Below are 13787 nucleotides of genomic sequence, written 5' to 3'. Positions count from 1 at the left end.
TTTGAACCGCTACCCCGATGCCACTGCCGCGGCGGTCAAAACACGTCTGCGTCAGGTGATGGGTATCGCCGATGAGCACGATATCCTGCTCGGCAATGGCTCGGACGAGATTATTCAGCTGCTGGCGATGGCGGTGGCGGCTCCGGGGCGAATCCTGCTGGCGCCCGAGCCGGGGTTTGTCATGTACCGCATGATTGCGAGCTTTGTTGGTCTCGACTATTGCGGAGTGCCGCTGGACGACCAGTTTGATCTCGACCTGCCAGCGATGTTGGCTGAGATTGAGCGCACCCAGCCGGCGCTGCTGTTCCTGGCCATGCCCAATAACCCGACCGGTAATCTGTTTTCTGCGGACAAGGTCGAAGCCGTGATCAAGGCCTGCCCCGGTTTGGTGATCCTCGATGAGGCATACACCGCTTTCACCGATGCGGACCACCTGTCTTGTCTGTCCCATCCCAATGTGCTGGTGATGCGCACGCTCAGCAAAGTGGGCTTGGCAGGCCTGCGCCTTGGTATTCTGGTCGGCGGTGTGGACTGGCTGCACGAGCTGGACAAATTGCGCCTGCCCTACAATATCAATGTGCTGACCCAGGTCAGCGCCGAGTTTGCCCTCGATCACTTTTCCGTGTTGACCGAGCAGACCCAGACCATTCGTCGCGAGCGCGAGGCGCTGTTTTCTGAGCTCTCGGCAATAGAAGGGGTCAGTTGCTGGCCCAGCGAGGCAAATTTCATTCTGCTGCGCTGCGAGGCTGCCCGCGAAGTGCACGCGCAAATGAAAGCGGCCGGTGTGTTGGTGAAATGTCTCGATGGCGCGCACCCGGCGCTGACGGATTGCCTGCGTTTTACCGTCGGCACGCCCGAAGAAAACCAGCGTATGCTGGCGGCATTTCGCGACGCGCTTGCGGCCTGAAGCCTATCCTCTGGTTAGCCCCTGGCCGCAGTCGGGGGTGGCCGGATCCCTACCACCACATCCACCTTCTGTCGCTCGCCGGCACGGGAGAACTCGAGGCTGACAGTCGCGCCCGGCCGGGTCGCGGCGATTTCATTCATGCCCGCATGACCATCGCCTACCGGAGTGTCGTTGATGGCGAAGATGACATCGCCGATTTTAAGGCCGGCCTTGGCGGCAGGACCATCGGGCATGATAGCGCTGACCACCACGCCATTGCTTTGCGGGGCCACTGATTTTACTTCCAGCCCCAGCCAGCCGCGTACCGGGCGACCGTATTCAATAATGTCACGCATGGTGCGCAGGGCCAGATCGGCGGGAATCGCCAGACCAATGCCGGTGGAGCCGCCCGATTGGGTGTAGATCGCCGTGTTGATTCCAACCAGGCGCCCCTCGTGATCGACCAGAGCGCCGCCGGAGTTGCCAGGGTTGATGGCGGCATCGGTCTGAATAAAGTTCTCATAGTTGGACAGACCGAGACCGTAGCGCCCCTTGGCGCTGACGATGCCCTGCGACATGGACTGGCCAAAGCCGTAGGGGTTGCCGATGGCCAGAACAATGTCGCCCACCTGAATCTGGGGGGTGTCGCCCAGGTCTATGGGTTGCAGGTTGGGCAAGGTGATCTTGAGTACCGCCAGATCGGTTTCCGGGTCGCTGCCCACCAGCCGGGCGATTGACTGGCGCCCATCCTGCAGCAGCACCAGAATCTCGTCGGCACCCTGAATGACGTGAAGATTCGTCAGCAGATAGCCTTCATCGGAAACAATGACACCGGAGCCGAGGCTGCGCTCAACTTTCTCCCGCTCGGCCGGGTTGCCGCGCCGGAAAAAATGGCGAAGGATGGGGTCGTCGAACAGGGAAGAGCGCGGCGACTGAACCACCTTCGAGGTGTAGATGTTGACCACGGCAGGGGCCGCCCGGGTGAAGGCTTTTGCATAACCGGGCGCAGCCTCTGTCGCTGGGGCTACAGGTGCCGGCGCAAAGGGCTGGCGCAATGCGACAATGGCGAGGCCGGCGATCAGTCCGGCAATGATCGGCCACAGCAGCCAGCGCAGCGAGTTAGGCATGGTTCTTCCTTTATGAGAGTGCGGGTTTACCCGAAAAGCACAGCAGTTTCGCGGTAAACTGCCATTTTACACACTCACGGGGAATCGTAGGTATGAGCGTTCCGCTTTCTTTGCTGGTGGCTGAGGCCAACCGCCTGTTGCAGCCCGAAAATTTTCAGGACTATTGCCCGAACGGCCTGCAGGTCGAAGGCCGGCAGACGGTGGGCAAACTGGTCAGCGGGGTCACCGCATCGCTGGCCTTGATTGACGCGGCCATCGAAAGGGAAGCCGACGCCATACTGGTCCACCACGGTTATTTCTGGCGCGGCGAAGATCCTTGCATCAGCGGCATGAAAGGGCAGCGCATTCGACGTCTGCTGCAGGCCGATATCAGTCTGCTGGCCTACCACCTGCCGCTGGATGCCCACCCGACACTGGGTAACAACGCACAGCTGGCAGAGCGTCTTGGCTTGCTTGTGGAGGGTGGTTTGCAGCCTGAGGCGACCTTTCCTATTGGCAACTATGGTCGCTGTGCCCGGACTTTGTCCGCCGCAGAGTTTGCGGGGCAGGTTGAGAAGAGTCTGGGTCGCAAAGTGCTGCTGGAGGAAGTGGGAGATAGACCGATTGAGCGGGTGGCCTGGTGTACCGGTGGTGCCCAGGGATACCTCACGCAGGCCGCCGTCCTTGGTGTGGACTGCTACCTTACGGGTGAAGTGTCAGAGCAGACTATTCACGAGGCCCGGGAGCTTGGCCTGCATTTTATTGCGGCGGGCCATCATGCAACGGAGCGCTATGGCGCACCCGCCGTGGCAGGCCAGCTGGCGGCTGACCTGGGAATCGAGCATGAGTTTATTGATATCGATAATCCGGCCTGACGCCGGGTTATCTGATTACAGGCCTGTGGGGGTGGCGATTTTCTCTTCGGCTTCGCGTTTTTCGCGCTCGGCCTTTTCCAGGCCGTAGTCTTCATCCAGCGCGCCTTTGCCGCCGGGTTTGCGCGGGGCGTAGTCGAGGGGCTGCTCGGCGGCGACGGCCAGCGGCTCACCCTGGATAAAGGGGCGGTCTTCCGGCAGTGCCTGAAGGGGGCTGATACCGTGACTGGTCAGCTGACTGGCACTCTTGGCGAGGTGATTGTGCACATCGCGATAGCTCTCGGTCATCTGGTTCAGAAGCTCGGCCGTTTTGCTGAAGTGCTGGTTTACCTCATCCTGATAATCCTGCTGCTGACGCTGCAGTTTCTGGATGTGTTTCTCCAGGGCTTTGCGATTCTGCTGGGAAGGCGACAGCTTGTTGATCAGCCAGGCGCCGGCGGCAAGGCCGACGATCAGAGAGATAAAGGCGATCAGGGCGACAGTTGATGTTTCGTACACAGATTGCTCCAAAGTGCAGTGTTGCCGGGGAGGCTTCCAGTATAACGGCTGTGGACGCTTGCGACAGTGTCTGGCAGACAAAAATTGCGAAAAGCGTCCGCTATCGTTAAAGTTGCGCCCTCTTTGGTAATCGCGCGCACGCACACTGACTATGGCTACCCCTCTGGAGCGCTATAACGCTGATTTACAGCGGCCCGATTTCACGCCGGACCCGGCGCAGCAGTACGCTGTCGAGTGTCTGCAGCGCCTCTATGATGAGCTGGTAGAGCTGGAGCAGACGCAAAAGGCGGCCAGTCTGGTGCAGCGTCTGCTGGGGCGCTTTATTGGCGAAGAGGGTGAGCCGGTAAAGGGCTTGTATTTCTGGGGTGGCGTCGGGCGCGGCAAGACCTACCTGATGGACACCTTCTACGAGTGTCTGCCCTTTGAGCGCAAAATGCGGGCGCATTTCCACCGCTTTATGCGGCGGGTGCACGGGGATCTAAAGGTCCTCGCAGGGGAGAAAAACCCATTGACGGTTATCGCTGAACGCATTTCGCGCGAGGCCCGGGTCATCTGTTTTGATGAGTTTTTTGTCTCGGATATCACCGACGCTATGATTCTGGCGGGTTTGTTTGAGGAGCTGTTCGCCCGGGGCGTGGTGCTGGTGGCGACCTCCAATATTGTGCCGGAAGAGTTGTACAAGGACGGCTTACAGCGGGCTCGCTTTCTGCCGGCCATCGACCTGATCAAGGCGCGCACCAAAGTGGTGAATGTCGATGGCGGTATCGACTACCGTTTGCGCACCCTGGAGCAGGCCGAGCTCTACCACAGTCCGCTGGACGAGCAGGCGGATATCAGTCTGGCCGATTCCTTCGAGAAGTTGTCACCTGAGCCCGGGCAGGCGGATGTGGAATTGGATATAGAAGGGCGCAGAATTCGCGCTCGCCACGTGGCCGACGATGTGGTCTGGTTTGACTTCAGCGCCCTCTGCGACGGGCCGCGCAGCCAGAATGACTATATTGAGCTGGCGCGCATTTACCATGCAGTGCTGGTCAGTAATGTGCCGCAGATGGGCAGCAAGAATGACGATCAGGCGCGCCGCTTTATTAATCTGGTGGATGAGTTCTACGATCGCCATGTAAAGCTGGTGCTGTCGGCAGCAGTCCCACTGGAATCCCTGTATAGTGGCGGTAGGCTTGAATTTGAGTTCCAGCGCACGGTGAGTCGTCTGCTGGAGATGCAATCGCACGACTATCTGGCGCGAGAACACAGACCGTAAAAATCCGTTTTTGGGGCGCATTAAACGCTTGAAATGGCAGGGTCAGTTCTGTAGTATTCGCGCTCTTTCTTATGTACGAGCCTTTGGGGCAGGATTGATGAAAACCTATAGTGCAAACCCTGACGCTGTGAAGCGCGACTGGTATGTGGTTGATGCCGAAGGAAAAACTTTGGGGCGTCTGGCCAGCGAAATCGCACATCGCCTGCGTGGCAAACACAAGGCGGAATACACTCCGCACGTAGATACCGGCGACTATATTGTCGTGGTTAACTGCGAGAAGGTGGCGGTCACCGGCAAAAAAGCCACAGACAAGATGTATCACCACCACACCGGCTATCCGGGTGGTCTGAAGTCGTTCAGCTTCGAGAAGCTGATCGAGCGCGCGCCTGAGCGTGTTCTGCAGCGCGCTGTCAAGGGCATGCTGCCGCGTAACCCGCTGGGTCGCGCCATGTTCAAGAAACTGAAAGTGTACGCCGGCGAGGCTCACCCTCACGCTGCGCAACAGCCGCAAGAACTCAAGATCTAATCGGACGCCAAATTTATGTCAGCTAGCCAATACTACGGAACCGGTCGCCGCAAAACCTCCACGGCTCGTGTGTTTCTGAAGCAGGGAACCGGTGCAATCACCATCAACAAACGTCCGCTGGACCATTACTTTGGTCGCGAGGTTGCGCGTATGATCGTGCGTCAGCCGCTGGAGCTGGTTGAGCTGACCGAAAAGTTCGACGTCAACGTGACTGTTGCCGGCGGTGGCAGCTTTGGTCAGGCCGGTGCGATTCGCCACGGCATTACCCGGGCGCTGATGGAATATGACGAAGGTCTGCGCGGTTCACTGCGTAAGGCCGGCTACGTAACCCGCGACGCTCGTGAAGTTGAGCGTAAGAAAGTGGGTCTGCGCAAAGCACGTAAGAAGCCGCAATTCTCCAAGCGTTAATCGCACGGCAGAGTTGCTGGGAGAGGTCTTCTCTCCGGTGTTTTTCAAACGCCCTGTGGAGCTATTTCGCAGGGCGTTTTTTTTGCGCCTTGCCGCGCTGGAAGCGCCGTGTGGAGGGAGATTCGCCTTGTCACACAGGGGCAATTTCATTACTATTTGCCCCCATTTGAATTCTGACTCAGGTTTGCCTTTCCCATCCCTGAATCATCCTGGACTTTTCTGAGTAATGGGGGAAACGTCATGAGCAATGACGGAGTAAATACGGGGCGTCGACGCTTCCTGACCGCCGCTACCTCGGTAGTGGGCGCAGCAGGGGCTGTTGGTGTCGCAGTGCCGTTTGTGGGTTCCTGGAATCCCAGCGCCAAGGCCGAAGCGGCCGGTGCGCCCGTTAAGGTTGATATCAGCAAGCTTGAAGCGGGCCAGATGGTCGTCAAGGAATGGCGTGGCAAGCCGGTGTACGTTATGCGCCGCACGGACAGTCAGGTCGCCGGTCTCGACAAGGTCGACGAATTTCTGAAAGACCCGATGTCGGGCAACGCTGCCCAGCAGCCCGCCTACGTCGATCCCCAGGCCCGCTCCATCAAGCCCGAGATTCTGGTGCTGGTCGGCCTGTGTACGCATTTGGGTTGTGCACCGAAAAAACGTTTTGAAGTCGGTGCCGCTGACCTCGGTGGTGATACCTGGCAGGGCGGTTTCTTCTGTCCCTGTCACGGCTCCAAGTTTGACCTCGCTGGTCGCGTCTACAAGGGTGTTCCCGCCTCTGACAATCTGGTGGTGCCGCCCTACAGCTATGAGAGCGACAACGTATTGGTTATCGGCGTAGATCAGGAGGCGGCGTAAATGATTAACATGCTTATTGGTCTGCGTGACTGGGTTGATGATCGCCTGCCGATCATGCGCGCCTGGAACACCCATATGGGTCAGTACTACGCGCCGAAAAACTTCAACTTCTGGTATTTCTTTGGTGTGCTGTCGCTGCTGGTGCTGGTTAACCAGCTGCTGACCGGTATCTGGCTCACCATGAGCTATACCCCTTCCTCTGAAGATGCCTTCCGTTCGGTCGAATACATCATGCGCGATGTCGACTTCGGCTGGATCATTCGCTATATGCACTCCACCGGGGCCTCAGCCTTTTTTGTGGTGGTCTACCTGCATATGTTCCGCGGTCTGCTCTACGGCTCCTATCAGAAGCCGCGTGAGCTGGTCTGGGTATTCGGCATGCTCATTTTTGTGGTGCTGATGGCCGAAGCCTTCGTGGGTTACGTGCTGCCCTGGGGGCAAATGTCCTACTGGGGAGCGCAGGTTATTATCTCCCTGTTCGGTGCAATCCCCGTGGTGGGTGAAGACATCGTGCAATGGGTGCGCGGTGACTACCTGATTTCCGGGATTACTCTGAACCGTTTCTTCGCCCTGCATGTTGTGGCGCTGCCGATTGTTCTGCTGGCCCTGGTGGTGCTTCACCTGCTGGCGCTGCACGAAGTGGGTTCAAACAACCCCGACGGCGTCGAGATCAAGAAGAACAAGGATGAGAACGGCAAGCCCCTCGACGGCGTCGCGTTCCATCCCTACTACACGGTTCACGACCTGCAGGCGGTTGCAGTATTCCTGTTCATCTTCTGTTCGATCATTTTCTTTATGCCGGAGATGGGCGGTTTCTTCATTGAATACGCCAACTTTGAAATTGCCAACAGTCTGAAGACGCCCGAGCACATTGCCCCGGTCTGGTACTTCACACCGTTCTATTCGGTACTGCGTGCGGTTCCTGACAAGCTGCTGGGCTTCATCGCCTTTGCAGCCTCGGTTGCCATTCTGTTTGTACTGCCCTGGCTTGATCGCAGCCCGGTGAAATCCATTCGCCACAAGGGGATGTTCAGTAAGGTGGCGCTGGTGCTGTTTGCCTCGTCCTTCATCATTCTGGGTTACCTCGGCGTGAAGGCCCCCACCGAAGGTCGCACGATTCTGGCACAGGTTTGTTCAGTGATTTACTTCCTGTTCTTCCTGGCGATGCCGATCTGGACCCGTCTTGAGAAGACTTCTCCGGTGCCCGAGCGCGTGACCATGAACGGCGGTATGGGCTTCTGGCGCAGCGTTGGTGCTTTCATCCTGATCATGGCCCTGGCCATTATCCCGATCAAGGCCGTGGGTGCGGAAAGCGCCTACGACTGCGGCACCATTCCCTGCGACGATGTAGAGTTCGATATCACTGACAAGGCATCACTGCAAAGTGGTGCCCAGCTCTACATGAACTACTGCATGGGTTGTCACGGTCTGCAATACGCCCGCTACAAGCGCACGGCCGATGATCTGGGTATTCCGGTTGATCTGTTTGAAGAAAATCTGAAGTTCAGCTCCGCTCACCTGATTGGTGATCTTATGGAGCCTTCCATGACGTTAGAGGATGGCAAACAGTTTTTCGGTGCCGCGCCGCCAGACCTGACGCTGGTTGCCCGTTCGCGTAACCCTCAGTGGCTGTACACTTACTTGCGCAATTTCTATCAGGATGAGTCGCGGCCCTATGGCGTGAACAACCGCGTCTTTCCCGATGTGGGGATGCCCCATGTTCTGGAGGAGCTGCAGGGTCTGCAAACCTGTGCGCCAGGACCGGTTCGTGACGATAACGGTGGTGTACTGCGCGACAAGCTGACCGGCGAAAATATTCTGTTTGATGAAGCCGGCAATGCCCTGAACCCCTGTGGCAGCTTCACTCTGGTGCGTGAAGGTTCCATGAGCCCGGAAGAATACGATACCGCGGTGTACAACCTGGTCAATTTCCTGGAGTACGTCGGTGAGCCCATGCAGGCAGAGCGCAAGCAGCTGGGCATATATGTGTTACTCTTTATTGCTCTGTTCTTTGTATTTGCCTACTTGCTGAATCGCGAGTACTGGAAAGACGTACATTAAACAGATTTAGCGGCTGCATCCGCAGCCGCTCCGCTGAAATATTGTGAGGAAAGCTAGATGGGGATTGTCGCCAAGCGATCAACCATGACATTTTTTTCGGATCCGAACAGCCATTATAGTCACCGGGTTCGCATTGTCCTGTGTGAGAAGGGGGTAACGGTCGATGTCATTCACGTTGACCCGAATAACCTGCCGCAGGAGATCGCCGACATCAACCCCTACAACAGCCTGCCGACCCTGGTTGACCGGGATCTGGCGCTGTATGAGTCCAAGGTGATGATGGAGTATCTGGACGAGCGCTTCCCGCACCCGCCGTTACTGCCTGTGTATCCGGTCGCGCGTGGTGAAAGCCGTCAGTACATCTACCGCATCGAGCGCGACTGGTGTTCGCTGGTCGACCAGATTCTTGCCGGCGGTCCAGCAAAGACTCTGGACAAGGCTCGCAAAGAGTTGAAAGACAATCTGCTGGCTATCTCACCGCTGTTTGGTGAAAAGCCCTACTTTATGAGCGAAGAGTTCACGCTGGTGGATTGTTGTCTGGCATCCATTCTGTGGCGCCTGCCGCTGATGGGTATCGAAATCCCCAATACCAAGCAATCCAAGCCGCTGCTGGCTTACATGGAGAGGCTGTTTGAGCGCCCCTCCTTTAAAGAAAGCCTTTCCGAGCAAGAGCGGGAAATGGCCAGCGCCTCTGCCGCGGTGTGACCGCTATCTTTTTGCTATGCCGATGACCTCCAGTCGCCCGTACATGCTGCGGGCGATTTATCAGTGGATACTGGATAATCAGTGCACGCCCTATCTGCTGGTGAATGCCAACAGTGAGGGTGTAGTGGTGCCACAGGACTTTGTTCAGGACGGCCAGATTGTTCTGAATATTTCAGAAGTGGCGGTTGCCGGCCTCAATATCGATAACAACTTTGTGAGCTTCAGCGGGCGCTTTGGCGGTGTGTCTCAGGATATCTGGGTGCCGGTTGGCGCCGTGCTGGCAATCTACGCGAAGGAAAACGGACAGGGCATGTTGTTCGATCCGGATGATGACCTGCCGCCACCGTCTCCGGATGATGACGGCCCGGATTCAGGTGATGCTCCGAAGCGTCCGAGCCTGAAAGTCGTAAAGTAAGATCCCCGTCAGGTTTCGCGGTGCTTCAAATATACTCGAAAACCCGCACCACGCGCTGTACACCGTTGGTTTGCCGCACCAGATCGGCGGCAATGTCGGCTTCCTGGGTGTTTACAATACCCATCAGATAGACCACGCCATTTTCCGTTACCACCTTGATGCGCCCCGACTCGATTTTGTCGCTGAAGGCGAGTTTGCTGCGAACCTTGGTGCTCAGCCAGGCGTCGTTACTGCGCACCAGCAGTGAGGTTTTGCCGGTGACAGCAAGCTCGTTGTGAACCCGTCGTACACGTTTGATGTTGGCGGCGGTTTTGGCTGCCAGCTGGCGAAGATTCTCTGAGGGTACCTGCCCAACCAGCAGCAGAATTCCGTTATAGCTGACGGCATCGACATTGGCATTATCCAGGTCTTTGTGGGCGGCCCGGATATTGACCAGCGCCTTGGTTTCTATGATTTGGTCATCGATTGCTGCGCCGAGGGTGCGTTCACCGGGGTCTTCCTTGATCGGACCATCGCTGGTGGCGCTGACGATGGCGGTGCAGCCACTCAAGCCAATGAGTGAAACTATTATCAGAACGAAAAATGCGCGCACGTTAGTCATTGGCTCCAAACAGTTGCATGTCGATCAATTCACACAGGCAGTTGGTCACGACCATTTGCATCTCGCTGACCCGGGCGCGGTTATTATGCGGAATTGATATCTCGATGTCATTGCCCGTCAGCAGCGCGTTGGTTTCGCTGCCGTCGGCATTGCTTACGGCAATAACCGTCATATCGCGCTCGTGTGCCGCCTGTACTGTTTTGACCACCGCCGCAGATACATTGCCTTGATAATAGATAATGGCAACGTCGCCGGCCTGCCCCAAAGAGAGTATCTGCCGGGAATAAAGTTCCCCGTAGGCGCTGTCGCTGGTGATGCCACCTGTGACCACAGTGTCGGCACTGAGATTGATCGCGGGCAGGGACGGACGCTCGTATTGATAACGGTTCAGCAGGTTGGCAGCCAGCAAATGAGGCATCAGGGCGTTGGCGCCGTCGCCGCAGCACAGGATTTTGCCTTCATTGAGCATGCAGGCCACCATGATTTCCGAGGCGGCGGCGATACTGTCGCTGTTGGCATCAATACAGCGCATGGCGGCATCGATATGGCTGTGAAAAATGTCGGATACGTAATCAGAAAGCATGCGTCATATCGTCTAGTGAAAAAGCGGCCTGGTGCCAGTCGAAGTCCAGCTCGCCATTGTTGTCGGTTACTGCCACCACGTCAAAGCGGCAGGCGGCACTGTCTGCTGCGCATCGGCTGGATATATAGAATTGAGCTGCCCGTATCAGTTTTTGCTGTTTTCTGGCGTCGACACTGGCGGCTGCACCACCGTATTGATTGCTGCGCCGAAAGCGAACTTCGATAAATGCGATCGAGCCCTGATGTCGGCCGATAATGTCGATTTCCCCCGCGCGACAGCGGAAGTTGCGTTTTAATATGGTGACGTCTCGAGCGCTTAGCCAGCGGCAGGTTTGCTCCTCAACGTAATTCCCAAACTGAGTCTGATTCGTTTTCCGGGCGCGCAGTCCGAGTGATTTTCTGATCATGGATATCCTTATCCAGGGTGGTGTCAGTCAGCGGAATATTCTTTGCCAGACCCTCTTCAAATACCGCGAGCAACAGTTGCCGTTCAATCTGGCCCATGTCATTCAGACTCAGGATGCCGCTTTCGCCGTAGACGCGGCTTTCCAGCAGCCGCGACATCTGTTGCAGGCGCGGGTAAAGGCGGTAGGCATCAACGCCGAGGGCGTACATGCGCTGGTAGTGTCGGCTCTGGGGCAGCTCTTTGAGAATCAGTGATTTTTCCGGCGCTTGATCGGTTAATGCCCAGGGTGAATCCACAAATTTCACGCCGTCGATATCGCGATTCTTGGCCGGTGCCGGAATGCCGGTGTAGATGTGAGAGGTCGCATAGACCGGAATATCGCCTGCATAGTGAAAGGCAAGCAGGGGTTTGATGGCATAGGCTTCGCCTGGCCTGGCCACCAGAAAAATAAAGTCGATGTCGCTGCGTCGCCGGGGCTGAAATTCGATGTTGTTGCCAATCAGCCAGGTCAGTTTCTGAGCGCGCTTTTCGCTGCGGTCCAGTTGCATGGCGTCTTTGATGATCTGTGAATAGTTATTTGCCTTGCCCTCAAAAGTGGCTTGCGCGACTACCTGGCCGCCCTCTTGTCGCCAGTGCTCTGAGAAGGCGCGGGCGACGTTCATGCCCCAGTCGCCTTCGGGGATCAGTACCATGGCGCGTTGATAGCCCTCGCTTGCCGCTATCCGGGCGATCTGTCGGGCTTCGTCTTCCGGGGCTAGCGCGAATTGATAGAAATTGGCGGGGAACTGCTCACCCTTGGCGCGGTTGAGTGCCAGCACTGGCACCTCGAATTGCGGCACCTGGTCTAGCAGGGTTTCCACCACTTCCTTGCGCAGCGGGCCAATAACCAGTTGTGCGCCGTCGGCGACTGCCTGCCGGTACAGGTTGCCCACCTGTTGGCCGTTGGCGCAGTCGTAGGTGCGAACCTGCGGCGCGGGATTGCCGCGACCGCGGGTCTGGTGATAGGTGGCCATAAAGCCGTCGCGGATGGCTTTGCCCAGTGGTGCCAGCTTGCCGGTAAAGGGCAGAATCATGGCCACCTGCTGTGGTTTTTCGGCTGCCATATCGCCGAGTTGGGCGAGGCCGCCAGGCAGGTTGGACGCTGCGGGGTGATTGGGCCAGCGCTGCAGCCAGGCATTGAGTTGCCGCACCTGGGAATCGATATCGCCCTGGTTATCCTTGGAGATGGAAGCCAGCTCTATCCAGCCGAGAAAATCCCTGTTGGTGGCGCTGTGGTGGCTTTCAATCAATCGTCGTGTGGAAACATAGGACAGGGAGTTCCAGATCCCTTCCCGGTTGATTTCCTGCTGACTGGGAGCAAGCAAAGGGTCGATGTAAATGCGTTCCTGGGCCGCCTCAAGATGCCGGCCTTCAAGAGCGTAAAGCGAGGCCCGCAACTGGCTGATTTGCAGTTGGCGCGGCAGCTCGGCCATCAGGATCATGTCCTGCAGCTTTTGTTCGTTAAGGAGGTCAATGGCCTCCTGAAACTTGCCCTGGTTGCGCAGGATGCGTGCGGAGAGTGAGGCGTAATGAACCTGGAGTTCGGCGGGCAGCACTGAAGTGTCGATATTTCCCAACAGTTCTTCTGCCAGCGGCAGTTGCAGTTCTCGCAGCAGCAGTTCGGCGGCCTTTAGCTGGTAGCGCTGCTTATCGGGGATTTCCTCAGTGTTTGCTGCGCGTTCGAGCCAGAGATTGACTTGCTCGCGAGGACTCAGCTGTGGGTCGAGCGGTATTTCCCGCGGCTGTGTGCCGGTCTGGCCCGGCGCCGTCGGGGTGCCGGAACAGGCCGCCAGTAGCGCCATCAGCAGAAGGGCGGAAATTCGGTAAATGCTTGTCATTGCTTTCAAGTCGCTGTTAGTCTGCGCGCAAATCTGACTGGGAGAGGCCAATGGCGGTGCCTGCGCTTTATATTGTACCTACACCGATTGGCAACCGGGCAGATATGGTACCGCGTGCGATAGAGGTCCTACAATCAGTTAGCCTTATCGCGGCCGAAGATATGCGACACAGCCGGCCTCTGCTCAATCATTTCGGAATCGAGACACCGATGATCGCCTATCACGATCACAGCGACGAGCGTGTGGTGGAGCGAGTTCTTGCGGCCTTGCGGAGCGGCGACAGCGTAGCCTTGATCAGCGATGCGGGTACACCCCTTATCTCCGATCCCGGATACCGGATTGTCGACGCCGCACACAGTGAAGGCATTGTGGTTGTGCCAATACCCGGCGCCTGCGCTGCCATTGCCGCCTTAAGCGCTGGCGGTCTGCCATCGGATCGCTTTTGCTTTGAGGGTTTTCTGCCGGCGAAGGCGCAGGCTCGCCATACGGCACTGACTGCTCTGGCGGCAGAAAACCGGACGCTGGTTTTTTATGAGGCTCCGCACCGATTACTGGCGACGGTTCAGGCAATGGCAGAGGTTTTTGGTGGCGAGCGTATAGCGGTTCTGGCGCGTGAGTTGAGTAAATTGCACGAAACGATACGCCGGGCATCGCTTGCGGAATTGGCTGACTGGATCAGTCAGGACAGCAACCAGCAGCGAGGTGAGTGCGTACTGCTGGTGAAAGGTGCGCCAGCACGGGAGCAG

16 protein-coding genes are annotated in these 13787 nt (G+C 57.5%); 10 read left to right on the top strand and 6 right to left on the bottom strand.

The genetic code is table 11. The features are described from left to right. The coding region (gene hisC / locus ABY734_RS16520; RefSeq protein WP_372780487.1) for a histidinol-phosphate transaminase at positions 1 to 907 on the top strand (907 nt) is incomplete at its 5' end. Between the two features lie 14 nt (positions 908 to 921). Here the strand turns inward: hisC and ABY734_RS16515 are convergent. Next, on the bottom strand, positions 922 to 2013 hold the full coding sequence (locus tag ABY734_RS16515) for a S1C family serine protease (protein ID WP_372780486.1): 1092 nt from the start codon (positions 2011 to 2013) through the stop codon (positions 922 to 924). Between the two features lie 92 nt (positions 2014 to 2105). On the opposite strand from ABY734_RS16515, the gene ABY734_RS16510 reads away from it, so the two are divergent. Continuing rightward, positions 2106 to 2867, top strand: a complete 762-nt coding sequence (locus tag ABY734_RS16510) for a Nif3-like dinuclear metal center hexameric protein (protein ID WP_372780484.1) — start codon at positions 2106 to 2108, stop codon at positions 2865 to 2867. Positions 2868 to 2882: 15 nt separating this feature from the next. On the opposite strand, the gene ABY734_RS16505 is transcribed toward ABY734_RS16510, so the two are convergent. After that, positions 2883 to 3362: a YhcB family protein gene (locus tag ABY734_RS16505; protein WP_372780483.1), complete on the bottom strand. Its 480-nt coding sequence runs from the start codon at positions 3360 to 3362 to the stop codon at positions 2883 to 2885. A 151-nt stretch (positions 3363 to 3513) separates the two neighbouring features. Here ABY734_RS16505 and zapE point away from each other — a divergent pair, with 151 nt between their 5' ends. The 7 genes from zapE to ABY734_RS16470 all read left to right on the top strand — a co-directional run bounded on the left by zapE (position 3514) and on the right by ABY734_RS16470 (position 9575). Continuing rightward, positions 3514 to 4620: a cell division protein ZapE gene (zapE, locus tag ABY734_RS16500; RefSeq protein ID WP_372780482.1), complete on the top strand. Its 1107-nt coding sequence runs from the start codon at positions 3514 to 3516 to the stop codon at positions 4618 to 4620. A 97-nt stretch (positions 4621 to 4717) separates the two neighbouring features. After that, positions 4718 to 5146 carry a 50S ribosomal protein L13 gene (rplM, locus tag ABY734_RS16495; protein WP_372780481.1) on the top strand — a complete coding sequence of 143 codons (429 nt, stop codon included), beginning with the start codon at positions 4718 to 4720 and terminating at the stop codon, positions 5144 to 5146. 15 nt (positions 5147 to 5161) lie between these two features. Continuing rightward, positions 5162 to 5554 carry a 30S ribosomal protein S9 gene (rpsI, locus tag ABY734_RS16490; RefSeq protein WP_372780480.1) on the top strand — a complete coding sequence of 131 codons (393 nt, stop codon included), beginning with the start codon at positions 5162 to 5164 and terminating at the stop codon, positions 5552 to 5554. Positions 5555 to 5794: 240 nt separating this feature from the next. Further along, positions 5795 to 6394 (top strand): ubiquinol-cytochrome c reductase iron-sulfur subunit, encoded by a 600-nt coding sequence (gene petA, locus ABY734_RS16485; protein ID WP_372780479.1) that lies wholly within the window; start codon positions 5795 to 5797, stop codon positions 6392 to 6394. Continuing rightward, a complete protein-coding gene (locus ABY734_RS16480; protein ID WP_372780478.1) occupies positions 6395 to 8455 on the top strand; it encodes a ubiquinol-cytochrome c reductase in 2061 nt (686 codons plus the stop codon). It begins immediately after the preceding gene. Positions 8456 to 8512: 57 nt separating this feature from the next. Next, on the top strand, positions 8513 to 9160 hold the full coding sequence (gene sspA / locus ABY734_RS16475) for a stringent starvation protein SspA (RefSeq protein ID WP_372780477.1): 648 nt from the start codon (positions 8513 to 8515) through the stop codon (positions 9158 to 9160). 22 nt (positions 9161 to 9182) lie between these two features. After that, positions 9183 to 9575 carry a ClpXP protease specificity-enhancing factor gene (locus tag ABY734_RS16470; RefSeq protein WP_372780475.1) on the top strand — a complete coding sequence of 131 codons (393 nt, stop codon included), beginning with the start codon at positions 9183 to 9185 and terminating at the stop codon, positions 9573 to 9575. Between the two features lie 25 nt (positions 9576 to 9600). On the opposite strand, the gene ABY734_RS16465 is transcribed toward ABY734_RS16470, so the two are convergent. The 4 genes from ABY734_RS16465 to ABY734_RS16450 are packed head-to-tail and all read right to left on the bottom strand — an operon-like array spanning position 9601 to position 13041. Continuing rightward, positions 9601 to 10176, bottom strand: coding sequence for a BON domain-containing protein (locus ABY734_RS16465; protein ID WP_372780474.1), 576 nt, complete (start codon positions 10174 to 10176; stop codon positions 9601 to 9603). Further along, positions 10169 to 10759, bottom strand: coding sequence for an SIS domain-containing protein (locus tag ABY734_RS16460; protein WP_372780473.1), 591 nt, complete (start codon positions 10757 to 10759; stop codon positions 10169 to 10171). Before ABY734_RS16460 ends, ABY734_RS16465 begins: the two co-directional genes overlap by 8 nt. After that, positions 10749 to 11165: a YraN family protein gene (locus ABY734_RS16455; protein ID WP_372780472.1), complete on the bottom strand. Its 417-nt coding sequence runs from the start codon at positions 11163 to 11165 to the stop codon at positions 10749 to 10751. The genes ABY734_RS16460 and ABY734_RS16455 overlap by 11 nt, the downstream gene beginning before the upstream one ends. After that, positions 11098 to 13041, bottom strand: coding sequence for a penicillin-binding protein activator (locus tag ABY734_RS16450; protein WP_372780471.1), 1944 nt, complete (start codon positions 13039 to 13041; stop codon positions 11098 to 11100). Before ABY734_RS16450 ends, ABY734_RS16455 begins: the two co-directional genes overlap by 68 nt. Before the next feature lie 50 nt (positions 13042 to 13091). On the opposite strand from ABY734_RS16450, the gene rsmI reads away from it, so the two are divergent. Then, a partial coding sequence (rsmI, locus tag ABY734_RS16445; RefSeq protein ID WP_372780470.1) for a 16S rRNA (cytidine(1402)-2'-O)-methyltransferase occupies positions 13092 to 13787 on the top strand: 696 nt, incomplete at its 3' end.

The organism is Litorivivens sp. (assembly GCF_041624475.1).
GTDB lineage: Bacteria > Pseudomonadota > Gammaproteobacteria > Pseudomonadales > Spongiibacteraceae > Litorivivens.
Note: the sequence above shows the minus strand (reverse complement) of the source record. Positions and strands in the feature narration are given on the sequence as shown.